General features: G+C 40.7%; 16 protein-coding genes. 7 read left to right on the forward strand and 9 right to left on the reverse strand.

Annotation, left to right across the window (positions count from 1 at the left end):
• Positions 1 to 125: 125 nt before the first annotated feature.
• The 3 genes from AC07UV_RS14015 to mnmC2 form a co-directional block, all read right to left on the reverse strand.
• On the reverse strand, positions 126 to 1,319 hold the full coding sequence (locus AC07UV_RS14015; protein WP_495184205.1) for a FecR family protein: 1,194 nt from the start codon (positions 1,317 to 1,319) through the stop codon (positions 126 to 128).
• A 196-nt stretch (positions 1,320 to 1,515) separates the two neighbouring features.
• Positions 1,516 to 2,094 carry an RNA polymerase sigma factor gene (locus tag AC07UV_RS14020; RefSeq protein WP_495184206.1) on the reverse strand — a complete coding sequence of 193 codons (579 nt, stop codon included), beginning with the start codon at positions 2,092 to 2,094 and terminating at the stop codon, positions 1,516 to 1,518.
• A gap of 112 nt (positions 2,095 to 2,206) precedes the next feature.
• Positions 2,207 to 2,872, reverse strand: coding sequence for a tRNA (5-methylaminomethyl-2-thiouridine)(34)-methyltransferase MnmC2 (gene mnmC2, locus AC07UV_RS14025; RefSeq protein WP_495184207.1), 666 nt, complete (start codon positions 2,870 to 2,872; stop codon positions 2,207 to 2,209).
• Between the two features lie 284 nt (positions 2,873 to 3,156).
• Between mnmC2 and AC07UV_RS14030 the strand changes: the two genes are divergently transcribed.
• The gene (locus tag AC07UV_RS14030; protein WP_282252226.1) at positions 3,157 to 4,416 is read left to right on the forward strand and encodes a dicarboxylate/amino acid:cation symporter; all 1,260 of its coding nucleotides are present in this window, start codon (positions 3,157 to 3,159) and stop codon (positions 4,414 to 4,416) included.
• On the opposite strand, the gene AC07UV_RS14035 is transcribed toward AC07UV_RS14030, so the two are convergent.
• Positions 4,413 to 5,396 carry a lipid A-modifier LpxR family protein gene (locus AC07UV_RS14035; RefSeq protein WP_495184208.1) on the reverse strand — a complete coding sequence of 328 codons (984 nt, stop codon included), beginning with the start codon at positions 5,394 to 5,396 and terminating at the stop codon, positions 4,413 to 4,415. The genes AC07UV_RS14030 and AC07UV_RS14035 overlap by 4 nt on opposite strands.
• Positions 5,397 to 5,767: 371 nt before the next feature.
• Here AC07UV_RS14035 and AC07UV_RS14040 point away from each other — a divergent pair, with 371 nt between their 5' ends.
• The 4 genes from AC07UV_RS14040 (at position 5,768) to AC07UV_RS14055 (ending at position 11,159) form a co-directional block, all read left to right on the forward strand.
• Entirely contained in the window at positions 5,768 to 6,175 is a 408-nt protein-coding gene (locus tag AC07UV_RS14040; protein WP_120260530.1) for a cytochrome c maturation protein CcmE domain-containing protein, read from the forward strand.
• A gap of 20 nt (positions 6,176 to 6,195) precedes the next feature.
• Positions 6,196 to 8,655, forward strand: a complete 2,460-nt coding sequence (locus AC07UV_RS14045; RefSeq protein WP_495184209.1) for a heme lyase CcmF/NrfE family subunit — start codon at positions 6,196 to 6,198, stop codon at positions 8,653 to 8,655.
• Positions 8,655 to 9,416 carry a Rossmann-like and DUF2520 domain-containing protein gene (locus AC07UV_RS14050; RefSeq protein ID WP_495184210.1) on the forward strand — a complete coding sequence of 254 codons (762 nt, stop codon included), beginning with the start codon at positions 8,655 to 8,657 and terminating at the stop codon, positions 9,414 to 9,416. Before AC07UV_RS14045 ends, AC07UV_RS14050 begins: the two co-directional genes overlap by 1 nt.
• A gap of 186 nt (positions 9,417 to 9,602) precedes the next feature.
• Positions 9,603 to 11,159, forward strand: a complete 1,557-nt coding sequence (locus AC07UV_RS14055; RefSeq protein ID WP_495184211.1) for an FMN-binding glutamate synthase family protein — start codon at positions 9,603 to 9,605, stop codon at positions 11,157 to 11,159.
• Positions 11,160 to 11,300: 141 nt separating this feature from the next.
• Here AC07UV_RS14055 and AC07UV_RS14060 read toward each other — a convergent pair whose 3' ends face one another.
• From AC07UV_RS14060 to AC07UV_RS14070, 3 genes are all read right to left on the reverse strand, one after another.
• A complete protein-coding gene (locus AC07UV_RS14060) occupies positions 11,301 to 11,744 on the reverse strand; it encodes a MarR family winged helix-turn-helix transcriptional regulator (protein WP_223582003.1) in 444 nt (147 codons plus the stop codon).
• Positions 11,745 to 12,031: 287 nt separating this feature from the next.
• On the reverse strand, positions 12,032 to 12,808 hold the full coding sequence (locus AC07UV_RS14065) for an amidohydrolase (protein WP_120260124.1): 777 nt from the start codon (positions 12,806 to 12,808) through the stop codon (positions 12,032 to 12,034).
• Positions 12,809 to 12,890: 82 nt separating this feature from the next.
• The gene (locus AC07UV_RS14070; protein WP_495184212.1) at positions 12,891 to 13,859 is read right to left on the reverse strand and encodes a polyprenyl synthetase family protein; all 969 of its coding nucleotides are present in this window, start codon (positions 13,857 to 13,859) and stop codon (positions 12,891 to 12,893) included.
• 110 nt (positions 13,860 to 13,969) lie between these two features.
• Here AC07UV_RS14070 and AC07UV_RS14075 point away from each other — a divergent pair, with 110 nt between their 5' ends.
• Positions 13,970 to 15,139 carry a glycosyltransferase gene (locus AC07UV_RS14075; RefSeq protein WP_495184213.1) on the forward strand — a complete coding sequence of 390 codons (1,170 nt, stop codon included), beginning with the start codon at positions 13,970 to 13,972 and terminating at the stop codon, positions 15,137 to 15,139.
• Positions 15,136 to 15,465: an iron-sulfur cluster assembly protein gene (locus AC07UV_RS14080; protein WP_282252209.1), complete on the forward strand. Its 330-nt coding sequence runs from the start codon at positions 15,136 to 15,138 to the stop codon at positions 15,463 to 15,465. The genes AC07UV_RS14075 and AC07UV_RS14080 overlap by 4 nt, the downstream gene beginning before the upstream one ends.
• Positions 15,466 to 15,582: 117 nt before the next feature.
• Here the strand turns inward: AC07UV_RS14080 and AC07UV_RS14085 are convergent, their stop codons facing one another.
• Positions 15,583 to 16,824, reverse strand: a complete 1,242-nt coding sequence (locus AC07UV_RS14085; protein ID WP_223581990.1) for a cation:proton antiporter — start codon at positions 16,822 to 16,824, stop codon at positions 15,583 to 15,585.
• A 3-nt stretch (positions 16,825 to 16,827) separates the two neighbouring features.
• Positions 16,828 to 17,307: a cation:proton antiporter regulatory subunit gene (locus AC07UV_RS14090; protein WP_077438826.1), complete on the reverse strand. Its 480-nt coding sequence runs from the start codon at positions 17,305 to 17,307 to the stop codon at positions 16,828 to 16,830.
• Positions 17,308 to 17,560: the final 253 nt, after the last annotated feature.

Here is a 17,560-nt window from a genome sequence, read left to right on the forward strand (position 1 = left end):
GGTTTGTTAGTTTAATAAACAGTTAAGCGCGTTTTCATAAAATTTCGGACCAAAATGTGCTGGGGAAGTACCACCTTCCTCAGCTTTTTGATTTAACGAAATAGGATATAGGTTGTTTTTGGCTCTTATTTCATCAATCGGACCCTCCTTCCTTCGATTTGAACCTTAATTTTATCATCGGTCATCTTTATGATTTTTAACACTTTATCAAAATTATCAAGTCGTGAGACTGAGCCCCATAGTTTCATCTTGGCTAAACTCGGGTCGATATCAATCTCAATGTCATACCAGCGTGCTACCTGAGCGAGCGCTGTTCCCAAAGGCTCGTTATTGAACATAAATTCGTCATTCTTCCAAGCAATACTTTCATCCACGGGTATCTGTTGTACAGAAAGTTCTTCCCCTTGTACCGAAGCCTGCTCCCCCGGCTGAAGTAGCCTTGTCTTTCCTGCCGGAACGGAGACTTTTACTTTACCCTCCAGCAGAGAAACTTTGGACTCCTTCTCTTTTGGAAAAGAATAGACATTGAAATGAGTTCCCAACACTTCGACTTTTTCCTTTGCTGTAACGACGATGAATGGCTTTCCAGCTGCTTTGGCTACTTCAAAATAAGCTTCCCCATCCAGTTCTACCACACGTTGTTCATCCGTAAATTTATTTGGGTAGCGCAGGCGTGTATCAGCATTGAGCCAAACCTTGGTCCCATCTGCAAGGGCGATCTGATATTGTCCACCACGGGGAGTTGACAAGATCATCATGCGTTTTTCATCTTTTGCAGTCGCCAAGGCGACTGAACCATCTGTATAGGTTATCTCATCGCCCATCACGATCCCCATCTGCTGTTGATCAAGTCCGATACCGGTACCATCCGCAAGCTGAAGAGTGGCTCTATTTCCACCGGGAAGAAGATTTTCCGCCAATTTAACAGCATCAACAGGAGTAGCAGAATCCGACGTATTTATCCCATCTCGTTTATTTATTTGCCATATTCCCAAGCCAACAACAGCAATAAAACAAGCCGCGGCAGCATACCAACCATACTGCCTCCATCGGTGTTTGGGCTGTTGATCTGCCTGGGCCTCGATTTTATCCATAATATTCGACAGAATCCTTTGTTCTTGCGTCTGATCTGACGTCGAAAATTCCTCGTAAGCTTGTAATTCTTTCCGCAAATTTGCCGGATCTTCCAATTTCTTAGCCAAGTCCTGTAATTCTGGATATTTTTCAAACAGCATGCTTAATTCGGCATGCTTATCAGGGAGAATTTCCCCTTTTAGGTAAGCTTGAAGTAATTGAATAATATAATCTGTCGTATACATGGTGTTCTTTTCATTTCCTTGTTGACGATAGAAACACGAAGCATAAGATTATCTTACAGATAAAAAATACAAAAAGAATTAAAAGGCTGTGTATCAGGAAAATATTTTCAAAAAAAAAAAAAAAACATTAAACCTTATATTGCGGAAGCAATAGATGCTGTTAGACATTGATTTCCTGTTTTCTACTTGCTGTCTGTTACTTACTGACAAAGGATAGGAATGCAATAAGTGTTAAAGCATCCTTTGCCCCCAAAAGCCCTCTAATAGTATTCACTGCGCGGGAGCGGTTCGTGTATACAGCGGCTGGACTCATTTGCAGTTGGTCTGCAATTTCTTCTACAGTCTTATCTTCCAGATAAGTTAGATTAAAGACTTCTTTTTGTTTTTCAGGCAATTTTTCAACTTCATTGAAGATGGCATGTACCAGTTCTGCATGAATCATCTTTGAAAAAGCATCGTGGTCATCCGTAAGTAGATCCTCATAATTGGATAAAGGTTCTTGAATACCTTTTGTACGTTTGTCCCGAATAGCATTGAGGCTGGCATGTTTTGCCGTAATATAAATAAAAGCTCTCAGACTTTCCATCGAATGAAAATCGCATCGACGGGACCATACCTTAACAAAAACATCCGCTACAATCTCTTCCGCGACATCGACCTCTTTCAGATATCGAAGAATAAAGAAAAGCAGCTGTTTGTAGTACTTATGATAAATAGCCACAAACCCTGTCTGGTTGTCTTCCTTCAAACTGTCTATCAACTGTGAATCTGTCATGAGGTAGCGGAAAGTGAACTATTAGGTTAGCCTTAATATCAGGGCTAAATTAGAAAACACTTTTTAGATTATCAAACAGTTAACAATAATTTAAAATGGAACAACAGGCTGTTTAGAGTTTTGTCGCCCGCAACATTTCTCTTTTTCCCGGAGCCCCCGGAGCCTTCTCAATAGAGAAACCCAGTGATTTCATACTGCGTTTGAGATTACCGGTAATGGCATAAGTAACAAAAACACTACCTGGTCTAAGGAATTGCGCGACATGCGCCAATGCCACATCGCTCCACATTTCGGGCTGATGTATGGCTGCAAAAGCATCAAAATACACCACATCGAATCTTTTTTCGGATTGGAAATCCATCAATAAGGTATGGGCAATGGTGAGTTGTAAGCGTTCGTGAATTTGCACCTGTTGCTGCAATGCGGCTTCATAATTATTCAGATAAGCCGACCAGACAGCTGCATCCACGTTCTCATTATACCCTGTCTCAGCGATAGTCGTTAGAGGCAATGGGAAACCTTCAATTCCGACATAGTCTACCTGATAAGACTTGTCCCCAATGTGTTCAGCTGTTTGCAGAAAGTTCAATCCTGTACCAAATCCCACTTCCAAAATAGCAACCTCCGAAGCTCCCGTTTGTTGTACGAAATGATCCAAACCGGTTTTGATAAATACATGTTTACTTTCCTGAACAGCGCCATGCTTAGAATGGTAGCATTCACCTATCTCCGCATTGTACAATGTTTTGGAACCATCTGCGGTTGTTACAAAATCCATCTTAGTCATTATATTTTTGATAAAGTAAATATCCCATACGCATCGCCCGATCCAACACGCTGTACACCAGATCGCCACAAAAACAGCATAAGCCTGTGACACAAGCTGCGCTCACATTCTCAGGTTCTCCCAGTCACAGTGATGGTCTTCTGTATGTATATCCGCTCAAAGATAAAAAGCTGGGTCGAATAAATCCCGATTAATCTTTATCCAAGTGTTAAAATGAAAATAATCGATAAAAAGATTATTTTAGCGTCATAAACGCTAAACAATCACAGAACCTAATGGAATACTCTGCAAAAACTTTTATACAGAACTATGGCAGCATCCTGCTCCTCCTTCTTGGCATCGGTATCGGAAGTTTAATTGGGGTCTTTTTTCCACATTTTGTGAACAACCTGAAGCCAATTGGGGATATCTTCCTAAATCTGCTCTTTGTCAGCGTCATACCGCTGGTCTTTTTTGCCATAGCTTCGTCTGTAGCTAATATTGAAGGGGACAGCGTATTGGGCCGTATTATCGGCATGATGTCACTCGTATTTGTAATCGGCATTTTGGTTGCAGGTATAACAAGTGTTATTTTCCTCTACCTATTTCCTGTTAGTTCCGACCTCCCTATTGAACAAGCGAAGGAAATCATTGACACCGCCTCACAGGACTCTTGGGGTGAAAAGATGGTCCGGTTCCTGACTGTTAGTGAATTTTCCAGTCTATTGTCCCGGCAAAATATGCTGGCCTTTGTAATATTTTCATTTTTAGTGGGGATCGCGACACGTAAATCAGGTTCCTCAGCAGATATGTTCCGAAAATTTATCAACTCCGGCAATGCCGTCATGGGCAATTTATTGGTCATGGTAATGCAGTTGGCACCCATCGGATTGGGGGCTTATTTTGCCTATCAGGTTGGAACACTCGGCCCACAGCTCTTCGGCTTTTACGCCAAACCTATTGGTCTGTACTATATCTTCGGCCTACTCTATTTCTTTACAATATTTAGTTTATTTGCGTTTCTCGCTTTCGGCATCAAAGGAGTCAAACGCTACTGGCAAAACAATATTCTCCCCTCATTGACTGCACTGAGTAGCTGCAGCAGCCTCGCCACCATGCCGGCCAACTTACTGGCTGCAAAACAAATCGGCATCCCCGATACTGTCGCAAGCGTGGTCATCCCTTTGGGCACAACGCTGCATAAACATGGTTCAGCTATTGCTTGTATTTTTAAAATTTATATCGCTTTGCTGTTGAGCGGAAAGGATTTTTTTGACCCAACCAACCTGGTTATGGCTGTAGGGATCACCTTATTGGTCAGCATCGTGGCTGGCGGCATTCCTAATGGCGGATATATCGGCGAAATGCTGATCATATCAGTTTATCAGATGCCCACAGAAGTCATTCCATCCATTATGATTATTGCGACATTGGTAGATCCACTAGCCACAATGCTCAATGCGACCGGCGATACCGTTGCTGCTATGTTGACCACGCGGCTAATCGGACAAAAGCTCTCAGACCCGATCGCAGAAAAAACGGTTAGCAGTGGTTAAAACCGATATGCAAAAAATAGCTGTCCATACTGATGCCGGTGAAACACCGACTTAAGTTCCTTGGAATTAAAAATATAATTAATACCATAATTGACCTTGTGATTGGACCAACTGAAACCTATGCGATGACTTAGCATCCAAGGTTCGATCTGATATAATCCGCCTATAGGATCATCTTTCCCCAACCCTCCTTGTATCGTTGAATTATAAAAGATCCAGGCCAAACTAGGTTGATAAACAAAGTACCATTCTTTGTCATCATTACTTCTAGCCTCTGTCAAATGCCCATGTGTAAAGGTCGATGCATGGTACGATTTAAGTTTACCTGCACGGATTGGAATTCCAACCTCCATATTAGTATTGTTCATCCCCAGAGTGCCTCTAGCCATTATCCCGAGATCGAATGCTCCTGCTTGATCCCGATAAATTCCTTTCAGATATTTCGCCTGTAGATCTACACCAAAGGCATTGCGCAATGCGGTATCCCAGCCCGTAGCCTCATACATTCCAAACAGATGATGGATAAACTTCTGTGCATCTTCGCCATAAGACCGGGAACCAATCTGCCCCAATTCGACTTTAAGTTCAACCACCTGATCGGCTTTCAAAAAACGAGTACCCGATGCGCTCAAATAAAGGTATCCGGCGAAAGGTCTGTCGTATTTCTTATTCTGTCTACGATAATCTATAATACTAATACCATTGTAGATGCGCTGTCCGACTTCGAAATCCAATACGGTCTTCGAAATCTCTGAAGCCCCTCCTGTTGGTAGTGCAATACGGTAATTGACATTGATACCGTTGGTATAATATCGGTCCTGGCCAATCAATAGATAGACATCATTGTCATTCTGAATGGAAAGTTCCTGATTGCGCAACCTTACCTGCCCAAAAACCAAAAAAAACGGAAGTATAATCCCATATAAGAGCAGTAAAGACCGCAAAGCAACACTCATATTAACAGGCAATTGTAAATTCATGCGATATAAACTGCGACAAAATATTAAATCTCCTTTTAAATTATTCAAAAGCATCCAAATATACCTCATTTTTTAAGGCAAAACAATCTATTTAGAACAAATATAAATAATATCGAAAAGTTGCATTATTCCTTTCTTCGCAAATCTATTTGTAACTTTGCATTCGATTAAGTGTCAGCTTTTGTCAAAATGAATGCTTATAAGGGATTCATTGCTATCGATACACAAGCTTTTACTGGGAACATGAAGATCACCAAAGGTTGGCACAATAGCATAAACAAATCATACGAATGAAACCGTCATCAGTTTTAGTTCATCGTTCGAACAATTGCTCATGATAGTTTCATTACCGATAAAAACAAATAATACTAATGAAAAAAAGTTCCATCATTCTAATCGCTATTATTGCAGTGGCTATTGCCATGATACTTGTCATCTATACGGATTCAAGTACCTACTCGACATTTACCGAGGCAAAAGAAAAGAAAACAGAACTATATGTGGTCGGCCAGCTCAACAAAGATAAAGTACTTCACTATGACCCGAAAACAGATGCCAATAAATTCAGCTTTTTCATGTACGACAATGAAGGTACAGAATGTGAGGTTGTATTCAGAGGCGCAAAACCTCAGGACATTGAGCGTTCAGAACAAATTGTATTGACGGGCAAAATGGACGGGAATGTGTTTAGAGCGAGTAAAATATTGATGAAGTGTCCATCGAAATACAACGATAAATCGGTCGTGACTGAAATCAATGCCACAGCTTTCAATAATTAATTTGTAAAATCAATTTTTCAATGGACGTTAATTACGTTGGTGAGCACCTGCTACCTGGGCAGATCGGACAATTCTTTATTGTTCTTTCCTTTGGTGCCGCACTTTTATCTTGTATCGCTTATTTTTTCGCGACTAAAAACCCTGAAGAGACTTCATGGAAAAAGATCGCCCGCATTGGATTCTGGGTGAATGCAGTCTCCGTCGTAGCAGTCGGGGCAACTTTATTTTATATTATTTACAACCACTTTTTTGAATATAATTACGCGTTTGCACACTCTTCGAGAGACTTACCTACATATTATATCATTTCCAGTTTTTGGGAAGGGCAGGAAGGTAGTTTCTGGCTCTGGATGTTCTGGCAAACAGTACTAGGAGCAATATTGCTATTCAAAGCCAAAAGCTGGGAAACTTCCGTGATGACTTTTGTGATGCTTTGTCAAGCCTTTTTAGCCTCGATGATCATTGGGGTTGAATTATTAGGCTTACGCATTGGAAGCTCCCCATTCATCCTCTTACGTGATGCGATGGATTTCCCTATACTAAAGCAAGCAAACTATTTGTCTCTAATTAAAGACGGCAACGGCTTAAATCCACTTTTACAAAATTATTGGATGGTGATTCACCCACCGACCTTATTCCTTGGTTTTGCATCCATGATTGTTCCTTTTGCTTATGCCACTGGAGCCCTATGGACCAAACGCTATAAGGAATGGATCAGTGCTGCGCTTCCATGGGCTCTATTTGCGGTTATGATTCTTGGAGCTGGGATTATTATGGGTTCATTCTGGGCATACGAAGCACTTAACTTTGGGGGCTTCTGGGCTTGGGATCCGGTGGAAAATGCGTCTATTATTCCTTGGTTCACCCTGATCGCCGCAGTACATGTGATGATCGCCTATAAAAATTCGGGACATTCTTATTTCACAGCAACATTTCTGGCTATGATCAGCTTTGTGCTGGTGATCTATGCCTCCTACCTAACGCGTAGTGGCGTCTTAGGCGAGACTTCGGTACACTCGTTCACCGATTTAGGTATGAGTGGGCAGTTAATTTTTTTCAATGTAGCATTTTTAGTAATTATGGTTGTCTTTCTTGTCATTAAGAAGAAAGAGATGCCGATTACCGAAAAAGACGAAGAGATTTATTCGAGAGAGTTCTGGTTGTTTATTGGTGCTTTGGTCCTCACTGTTGCCTGTGCACAGATCATCGCCTCCACATCTATTCCTGTATTTAACAAAATCTTCGGCACCAAGGTGGCGCCACCTTTAGAACCAATTCAACATTATAATAAATGGCAATCTGGATTCGCCGTTATTGTCATGATCATGACCGGGTTTACCCAGTTTTTAAAATACAAACGCAGCGATAGCCGTAAATTCTTGGCTTCTACTGTAGCATCTCTTGCTGTAGCCATTATCCTAACAGCAATTATTTCATATTTTACCAAAACATATACCAACCTGATCTATATCCTGATCACCTTTGCCAGTATTTTCTGTATTCTGGCGAATGTCCGGGTATTGGGTGATGCAGTCAAAGGTAAATGGAAATTAGCGGGTTCCTCGGTCGCTCATATTGGTTTTGGACTGTTACTTATCGGAGCTATGGTTGCCGCAGCAACAAATGAGGTTATCTCTGTCAACAATACGGGCTATATCGCTGTATCTGGCTTTGACAAAGTCGAAAAGCCGGGAGAGAACCTATTCTTAACCGAAGGAGAACCTGTACAAATGGGCGAATATAAAATCACCTATATCGGTGATAGCATTGCTGCGCCAAATACCTATTACAAAATCAAATACGAACGCGTTGATGAGGAAACAGGTAAAGTGAAAGAACAATTTGTACTACAACCTTTCGCACAAAACAATGCCAAAATGGGTGGTTTGATCGGTACTCCAGCAACCAAACATTACATTACGCATGACGTATATACGTTGATTACAGCTGCGGCAGCGGAGAGTCAGGCACAACACTCGAAAACAGCGAACGAAGAGAAAACAGGCTTTGAGGATTACGAAGAACCTGCGACCTATCAAGTCAATATCGGTGACACCTTACGTTACCGCAATGGGTACTATGTGATTGAAGGGCTCAATAAAGAGGCTCAACTGGAGAAAATCCCAAAAGGTCCTAACGACGTCATGGTGGGTTTAAAAATAAAAGTGGTTGCAGCGGATAACAAACAATACGAAGTACAGCCCATTTACTTGATTAAGGATGGTGGAATCTATGATTTTAATAAAGATGTCACTGATCAAGGCCTTAAATTTAGGTTTACAGGTATCAAACCGGACAAAGACAAGTTGGAAATCATGGTCTATCAAAAACCATTGCCTGAGAAAAAATGGGTGGTCTTCAAGGCAATCAAATTTCCATACATCAACTTCTTTTGGTGTGGAACGATTATCATGACGATCGGTTTTATCATGTCCATTGTCAGAAGAAATAAAGAAGAGAAACGAAAATTAGCGAAATAATGAACATTGTCATTTTAGGAAGCGGAAATGCCGCAACACATTTTGGACAAGCGTTTCAAGCGCTAGGACATCGGATCGTTCAGATCTATAGCAAAACAAAGGCCAATGCGGATGCATTGGCCTTTGCGCTTCATTGTCCCAGCACAGATCAGCTCAGCCAACTGCAGCGCGATGCAGATCTCTATCTTATCGCTGTGTCAGACCAGGCTATTCCTACCCTTGCAGAAACGATACCACAGGATATCAATGGGATTGTAGTACATTGTTCCGGAGCAACGGATCTAGATGTCCTGAAACGATTTAAGAATGCTGGTGTTATCTATCCACCACAATCGCTATCCAAAAGCAAAACTATTGATTTTTCAGCAATTCCATTTTGTGCTGAAGGCAACAATGAAGGCAATACAGCGATTTTACTCCAACTTGCAGGTACCTTTTCACCCCAGAGTATCTATTGCAATTCAAAGCAACGGCTGGCGATCCATCTGTCTTCGGTCATGGTCAATAACTTTTCGAATATCCTTTATCAGTTTGCTTATGAACTATTGGAAGAACATAATCTTTCTTTTGACCTGGTCAGGCCGATCATTTTAGAAACGGCAGAAAAAGTTCAAAATCATGTTCCAATAACAGCTCAGACAGGTCCAGCGATCCGGGGCGATGAAGCGACACAGCAAAAACATTTGAAATTTATTAGTAATAAACCGGATTTACAGCAAATCTATCAACTTTTATCGCAACAGATTACTAAAAGAAAATAGTTTGTTAGAAACAGTTATAAACTTATCAAAACTTATTCTAGCATAGTAAATATATCCATTTACTTGGGGAACTTTAGTACATTTGCTCTGTCCAACAGCGCATTTTGGAATGCTAATTGAGCAGTAATATATTCAATTGGACTAAACATTAAAATAGCGAATTAAAACTAAACAATCGTATTTTCTATGGAAGTTAGAAAACTCATTATTTCAATAATGATTGTGATTAATTTAATCATTGTATCATTTGGCTTAATATTTACATCAAGCTGGTTTTGGTTATTGATCTTTCCATTCCCATTATTATTGATCGCCTTATACCATAGTTTCCAAACCAAACATGCGATTTTGCGAAACTACCCTCTTGTTGGATACTTTCGTTATATCTTCGAATCGATCCGTCCTGAGTTGAGACAATACTTTTGGGAATCGGATATGGATGGTCGTCCATTCAATAGAAGACAGCGTTCCATTGTTTATCAGCGGGCAAAAAATCAACGCGAGACCGTAGCATTTGGTATGCAAACCGATCCACAAGCGGTCGGTAACGAATGGGCAGCACATTCCGTTTTTCCCTGTCATATCGAAAATCACGATTTACGTACGACAGTTGGAAACGAATCCTGTAAAAAACCTTATAGTTTAAGTGTTTTCAATATCTCAGCGATGAGTTACGGTGCTTTGAGCAAAACAGCTATCACTGCATTAAACAAAGGCGCCGCCTTACAAAATTTCGCGCACAATACTGGAGAAGGTGGTATCAGTGACTATCACAATAACGGTGGTGATCTGATCTGGCAGGTTGGTACAGGTTATTTCGGATGTCGTAATTCGGAAGGCAAGTTTGACGCTGAGCTATTCCGGGAAAAATCAAACCGTGAAAACGTGAAGATGATCGAGCTTAAGCTTTCACAGGGCGCGAAACCTGGTCATGGGGGTATCTTACCAGCTGCTAAAAATACACCTGAGGTCGCGGCAATACGCCACGTTATCCCTAGTACGGACGTCATGTCGCCGCCAGCGCACAGTGCTTTCTCTTCACCAACAGAAATGATGCGTTTCATCCAGCACATGCGGGAACTATCTGGAGGAAAACCAATCGGATTTAAAATATGTATAGGTGACAAGCATGAGTTTATGGACATCTGTCATGCCATGCAGAATACGCAGATCTTCCCAGATTTTATCTCAGTCGATGGTTCTGAAGGTGGTACAGGTGCTGCACCCTTGGAATTTACAGACAACCTAGGGATGCCTCTTTATGATGCATTAACTTTTGTAACCAAAACGTTGATCGCATTTGGTCTGAAGAAACACATCAAAGTGATTGTGTCAAGCCGTATTGTTACTGGGTTTGATATCCTAAAAGTTATTGCTCTAGGTGCTGACGCATGCTATAGTGCACGTGGAATGATGTTCGCTTTGGGTTGTATTCAAGCCTTAAAATGTAATGAAGACGTTTGTCCGGTAGGTGTTGCAACGCAACAACCGCACCTGTACAAAGGGCTAGATGTTAATGACAAGTATGTACGCGTAGCCCAATTCCATCGCAATACATTACGCGCTACCGTTGAGATTATGGAAGCCTGTGGTTTCAAAACCTTATCTGAAGTATCCGCAGATAAATTCTACCGCAAAGTAGATGCGATACGGACGTTAAGCTTCCAAGAAATCTATTTTGGTACAGAAGGAAAACTGGTCAATAGCCATACAGATTTCGAAAGCAAGCTTTTCGAAGACTAGCCATTGGATACATATCCTATACAGGAAGCCCTCAGTCGTTGTTAACGCTGAGGGCTTCCTGTTTCTTTTCTTTCCCCTATTGGCCTTTCGACCTAGATAATTTCATAATCAATGTGATCAGTAGTAATTTACTTGCACATACTATTTCAGATTGAACAGCACACGATGTAAAGTGGTATGAGATAAAGCAATCTGATCATCGGTCAGTCCACCTAAAGCCTGTTCGATCGTATTCGTGGCTTGCTTCATCCCTTCGTCTTTCATCTTCCGGCCAATTTTAGTTAAATAGATCAAATTAGATCGTCTATCATTTTTGTCATTGACACGGATCACCAGATTAAGTCGTTCCAGATTATTGATCAGGCGCGTTACACTCGGTTTGTCCCGGAATGTCCGGATAGCCAATTCCTGCTGGGTCAGTCCCTCCTCTACCCACAGATTGTACATAATACTCCATTGCTCTGAAGTAATACTTAATCCCGCTTCCCTGAGATTACGCTGTAATCTCCGCATAACAGCAATTGAGTATTTCCCGGTCAGGAAATTATAAAAATACTCTTGCGATACTAAATCTTGGTCTAACATATAAATAATGGTTATGGTTGTTTACGCAACTTATGTTACTAATAAATATTATGCTCAAATCAAAACAAAGAAAACTAAACTTATTTTGGCTAATATTTAGCCTAAATTACGTTTTTCTACAGTTGTGTCAAACAAATTTTATCAACATGCAATAAATAGATGTTAATAAATCATCATAAACGATTTACGGTAGACTGAATTTAGCAATAAAAAAGGAGACAAACAAAATAAATTGCTTGTCTTTATACCTAAATTACAAGAAAGGTTTATCCGATTGTAAGAAAGAGTTATCCGATTGTAAATGAATCTGAATCTCTTAAAAACGGGAATTTTTCTCGAGCCTCCAAGAGATCATTCGGATTTAATGTAAAGGTATATAAATCTTCATCTTCGGGCTTATAATAAACGACATCACCCAATGGTGATATACACATTGACCCACCGGAGTAATAGATATCGTTACCATCATGCCCCACACGGTTCACGCCAACGACATAAGATTGATTTTCAATGGCACGTGCCGGGATCAGTGCTCTCCAATGTGCTGAACGCTTATCTGGCCAGCTTGCTGTATAAACCAAGATATCGTAGGCAGCATTTTGATTCTTGGACCAAACAGGGAAACGAAGGTCGTAACAGATCATAGGGCAAATTTTCCAACCCTTGATATCCACTAAAATACGTTCGTTGCCCGGTTCAAAATACTCGCTTTCTTTGGACATGCCAAAAAGATGGCGCTTATCGTATTTCACATATTTGCCATCAGGAAACATCCATAAAAAACGGTTGTAATATTTTCCCTCCTCTTCAATGATTAATGAGCCGGCAACAACACAGTTTAACGAACTTGCCATTTCAAACAACCATCTTGTGGTAGGACCATTGGCGGGCTCGGCACATTTCTCAACGTTATTCGTGAATCCCGTATTAAACATCTCCGGTAAGATAATCAAATCTGTTTTCTCGCGTAATGATGAAAGTCGCAACGCCAGATTATTCAGATTTTTTTCAATATTTTCCCAGAATAAATATGCTTGAAATACCGTGATTTTTAAAGGATCCATGAACGTTATCTAAAATTTATTTAATTATTTAGTACAAAATAGCCATTTATTGGCAAAATACGAATTTTAATAGAATTTCTATCTACTGTTGTCTTACCAAAAGATTGTTTGCTAACAGTAATAACGCTTCTTTACGTTCATTTGGTACATCCAAAGCATCCATTTTTTCAAATGCGCGCTGCGTGTATATATCTTTTAATTCATCCGCTGCTTTTCGGACCTGATACTTATCATATAAGGTTAGCATATCTTCAACTTTTGTCGGAACAGTCTCGACGGTTGAATGTAATAAGCGCTGCATCGTAGGGACATCCTCCTCAGCAATAACTTCCATCAGTTTAACCAATAAAAAGGTTTTCTTATTGATCATTATATCACCACCAACGATTTTCCCGAAAGTATCCGGATCACCATAAGCATCCAATACATCATCCTGCAACTGGAACGCCAAGCCAACATTTTCCCCAAAATCATAGATCAATTGTTGTTGTTGTTCATTCGCTCCGGAAAGAATGGCGCCCAACTGCAATGCTCCGCCCAATAGTACCGATGTTTTCAAACGAATCATCTCTAGATATTCGGGCATAAACAATGATGCGCGACCTTCATAGTCCATATCCAATTGTTGGCCCTCACAGACCTCCATGGCTACTTTGCTCAAAATGCGTAAAGTTGCAGGTAGATAAACCGGATTACATTTGGAGATTTCCTCATAGGCCTTCACTAATAACCCGTCTCCAGAGAGAATGGCAATATTTGCATCCCATTTTTCATGGACGGTAGTTTTTCCTCTCCGTAAAGGAGCTTTATCCATCAGATCGTCATGTATCAAGGAAAAGTTATGAAAAAACTCTACAGCCTTTGCTGCCGGAATAATTTCGTCCATCTCCTGCATACCGAATAACTCGGCCGCCATCAATGTTAGCACTGGCCTAACCCTCTTGCCGCCCAAAGTCAATATATACCGTATGGGATCATATAAATTTGTTGGAGTTTCAGGAAATTGACTTGTCTCTATCGCCTCTATCACGAGCTGTTGTAAGTGTTGCATATATCTTTACGATCGAATCATGCGAATATAGCAATAATCATATAGAAATGGCAATTTTGTGCCGTCAAAGCATTCGGGGCAAAATCGTACATTTGTATAAGTCTTTTGTTATGCGCATACTAATTATCCATACATATTATCAAACAGCAGGTGGAGAAGATACTGTCTTTCAACAGGAATTGTCGCTCCTCTCGCAAGATCACCAAGTCCGCACCCTGACCTTTCAAAATAAAAAAGGCTGGCGAGGTGCCTTACAGACCCTAGGTTCCATCTGGAATATTTTCGCTGCAAATAGATTAAAAAAAACAATCCGGGAATTCAAACCGGATGTCGTCCATCTCCACAATACACATTACGCTGCTGGGCCAATTCTAATACGTACGATAGCCAAACAAGGTGTTCCGCAGGTGATGACCCTGCACAATTTTAGGTTACTTTGCCCCTCGGCAACACTGTATCATCACAATCATCTGTTTCTGGATTCTCTAAAAGAAGAATTTCCCTGGACTGCAGTTAAGGAAAAAGCATTTAATGATTCCGTTATTAAAACATTCCTCCTTGCCTTTAACTACTGGTTTCACCGCAAAATAGGTACATGGCAAAAGGTCAATCGGTATATTAATTTAAGCAGCTTTGCCAAGTCGATATTTGTTGACTCAACGTTAAGGGTACCCGCAGAAAAGTTTGAAGTAAAAGCTAATTTTGTTTTCCCTTCAACTCTGCCAGTAGAAACTGCACAACCTTATTTTATATATGTTGGCAGACTATCGGACGAAAAAGGAATATTAAATCTGATTGAGTCTGTGAAAGGAAAGGATCTGGAGCTCCGCATTATTGGTGGTGGTCCTCTCGAGGAGAAGGTCAAAAAAAGGATAACAGATCAGCCCAACATCAGTTATCTCGGATTTAAACCCCGATCCGAGATTTTACCACTCGTTGCTGCAGCACAAGCCCTGATCGTCCCCTCCATTTGCTTTGAAGGAATGCCAATCACAATCCTCGAGGCCTACTCTGTGGGAACTCCGGTACTCTGCTCAAACCTTGGGCCTTTACCTGAAATGATTATCCCGAATAAAACCGGGCAGACATTTGATCCACACAATAGAAACGAAATTGTTTCTTGCCTGACACAATGGAATGCCAAGCCAACCGATGAAAAAGATGAGATAAGAAAGACCTGTATGGCCTATTATTTTAGTAATTTTACTCCTGATATAAATGAGAGCAAATTATTAGCGATCTATAAAAACGCTATTGAAGATAAAAAATTAAACAAATGAGTATTATTGTAATGGATAAACTGGGTTTGGCATCTCAAATCCAAGCTACACTGGAGACGATCTATGATCCTGAATTAAAACCAGCAAATATTGTCGATCTAGGACTTGTCTATGAGATTATTACCAAGGAAGATGGCATAGCAAAAATTGTCATGACCCTAACGGCTCCGGGCTGTCCAGTTGCAGGAGAAATCATGAATGAAGTGCAGGAAAAAGTTGCTGGAATAGAAGGTATTAAAGAAGCCTTGGTGGAATTAACTTTTGATCCACCTTGGACCAAAGATATGATGTCTGAAGAAGCAAAGCTTGAACTTGGGTTCCTGTAGAAATCGTTTGAGAAATATTTAATGCCTCCTAATAGTCTTTCGGAGGCATTTTTATTGTGATGTTATTTTAAATATATCGTAACTGCTAATGGTCAGTGCAAAAAAGTAACATTAGCATTAACCGGTACTATTATTTTCCAGGTCGCTCAGTTTCTTCAGCGGTTTGGCTGTATTGGCATCACTTCCAAAGAGCAATTTCCATAGATTGCGGGATTCTTTGGTCAAGAGTGGTGACACAATAGAAAGAATCAAAACGTAAACCACAACGAATGATTGGATAACAGGGAGCAAAGCACCTGCTTTACCGATATTGGCCATGATAATCGAAAACTCTCCCCGTGCCGACAGCGTAAAACCAATATCAAAAGATGTTTTCGGTTTCATCCCAGAAAATTTAGCAGCAAAATAACCTGAGGCGAGATTCCCCATCACAGTTACTAACGCCGCTATTGATGCCCAAAATACGGCACCTCCCAACGACATAATATCTATGGATAGTCCGAAGCTAAAGAAAAACATCGCCCCAAAAAAGTCTTTATAAGGCAGCACCATTGCTTCAATTTTTTTGATATACTGCGAATCCGCTAGTACCAATCCTGCCATTAATGCACCAATAGCCTCGGCAACATGGATAGTCTCCGAAAATCCGGCAACGATAAAAAGCAGTGCAAAGATAACAAGTATAAATAGTTCAGAAGTTTTTTCCTTTAACAAACGGTCTATGGCTGGCACCAGCTTGCGCCCCAAAACCAAAAAGGCTAAGATAAAGCCCAATGCCAATAGGGAAGTCCCAGCAACCGTCCAAAATGAGCTACTACCCGTCAATATCAATCCTGACAGAAAGGAAATATGCATGGCAATAAAGAGATCATCAAACATGATCATTCCCATAATGACTTCTGTCTCTGGATTTGCCGTCCGTTTAAGATCAGTGAGGACCTTCGCCACAATTGCTGTCGAAGAGCTCGTCATGATACCACAAAGGACCATCATCTCTTTAAAAGGCATATCCATCAGCCAGCCTATCAATAGTCCCGAGGTAAAGTTGAGCAGGACATAGATTGTTCCGCCAGTTACGATGGCTTTACCAGATTTGATAAGCCGATTGACTGAAAATTCTAGTCCCAAATAAAACAGGAGAAATAATACCCCCAGCCTCCCCATAAAATCTATAAAGGGTTTGCTCTCGGTAAAGGTCAGATCCACCAACCCAATCTGCGGTGCGTGTTGCCCCAAAACCATTCCTATAATAATAAAAAAAGGAATAACGGAAAACTTAAGCTTGTTGGCAATCAATCCAACAATAGCAACAAGTCCGACAGCGATTCCAATTTCTAATATTAAGGTATGTGATAGCATAGATTACAGTAAAATTTCCTTTAAAAGTTTGATATTGTTTTTCTTTCCGGCAATGACCAAAGTTGTGCCTGGAGTAATCAGATAAGATGGCCCGGGGTTGATGACCGTTTCGTCATCTCTAATCCCAGCAATAATGGAAGCTCCAGTACGTTGTCGTACCTCTAGTTCACCAATTGTTTTTCCTGCTCCTTCCCATTTGCCTTCAAGCTTGTACCATTCGATACGCAAGTCATCCAAAGCCACTTCAATTGTTTCCAATGCCTTGGGCTTATAAGACAAACCACCTATAATACCCGCTATCTGACGTGATTCATCATCATTGAGTGTCATCACACAACGCGATTCATGTTCTTCGTCATCATAACGATACAGTTCCCGTCGACCATCATCGTGGATCACAACAACCATATTGTCACCCGCATCGGTTTCAATTTGAAATTTCTTTCCAATTCCTATCAGATCGGACTCTCTTACAATAGACATAATCTTCTATTTAAATAAATACCAATAATAACAGCGTAGCGCTGTTTTACCAAAAACAAATTTAACCAAAAATTCAATCTTAAACGAATCCTCGTCGCGCGACGGCAGGGGATGTGAACATGCAGATTACCCCAAAATACTAAAAAAAGACCAGAAAAGCGAGTTTTTATACGTTCTATTTCGATTCAAATGAATAAGGTCATCTGAATACCAAGGTTTGTACGTGATAACCAACCTGCCTGAATCGACTGTA

The organism is Sphingobacterium sp. GW821-FHT03E03 (genome assembly GCF_059420745.1).

Coding starts and splice junctions, on each gene's coding strand:
- AC07UV_RS14015 (WP_495184205.1), bottom strand. CDS start 1,319: ATGTATACGACAGATTATATTATTCAATTACTTCAAGCTTACCTAAAA.
- AC07UV_RS14020 (WP_495184206.1), bottom strand. CDS start 2,094: ATGACAGATTCACAGTTGATAGACAGTTTGAAGGAAGACAACCAGACA.
- mnmC2 (WP_495184207.1), bottom strand. CDS start 2,872: ATGGATTTTGTAACAACCGCAGATGGTTCCAAAACATTGTACAATGCG.
- AC07UV_RS14030 (WP_282252226.1), top strand. CDS start 3,157: ATGGAATACTCTGCAAAAACTTTTATACAGAACTATGGCAGCATCCTG.
- AC07UV_RS14035 (WP_495184208.1), bottom strand. CDS start 5,396: ATGAATTTACAATTGCCTGTTAATATGAGTGTTGCTTTGCGGTCTTTA.
- AC07UV_RS14040 (WP_120260530.1), top strand. CDS start 5,768: ATGAAAAAAAGTTCCATCATTCTAATCGCTATTATTGCAGTGGCTATT.
- AC07UV_RS14045 (WP_495184209.1), top strand. CDS start 6,196: ATGGACGTTAATTACGTTGGTGAGCACCTGCTACCTGGGCAGATCGGA.
- AC07UV_RS14050 (WP_495184210.1), top strand. CDS start 8,655: ATGAACATTGTCATTTTAGGAAGCGGAAATGCCGCAACACATTTTGGA.
- AC07UV_RS14055 (WP_495184211.1), top strand. CDS start 9,603: ATGGAAGTTAGAAAACTCATTATTTCAATAATGATTGTGATTAATTTA.
- AC07UV_RS14060 (WP_223582003.1), bottom strand. CDS start 11,744: ATGTTAGACCAAGATTTAGTATCGCAAGAGTATTTTTATAATTTCCTG.
- AC07UV_RS14065 (WP_120260124.1), bottom strand. CDS start 12,808: ATGGATCCTTTAAAAATCACGGTATTTCAAGCATATTTATTCTGGGAA.
- AC07UV_RS14070 (WP_495184212.1), bottom strand. CDS start 13,859: ATGCAACACTTACAACAGCTCGTGATAGAGGCGATAGAGACAAGTCAA.
- AC07UV_RS14075 (WP_495184213.1), top strand. CDS start 13,970: ATGCGCATACTAATTATCCATACATATTATCAAACAGCAGGTGGAGAA.
- AC07UV_RS14080 (WP_282252209.1), top strand. CDS start 15,136: ATGAGTATTATTGTAATGGATAAACTGGGTTTGGCATCTCAAATCCAA.
- AC07UV_RS14085 (WP_223581990.1), bottom strand. CDS start 16,824: ATGCTATCACATACCTTAATATTAGAAATTGGAATCGCTGTCGGACTT.
- AC07UV_RS14090 (WP_077438826.1), bottom strand. CDS start 17,307: ATGTCTATTGTAAGAGAGTCCGATCTGATAGGAATTGGAAAGAAATTT.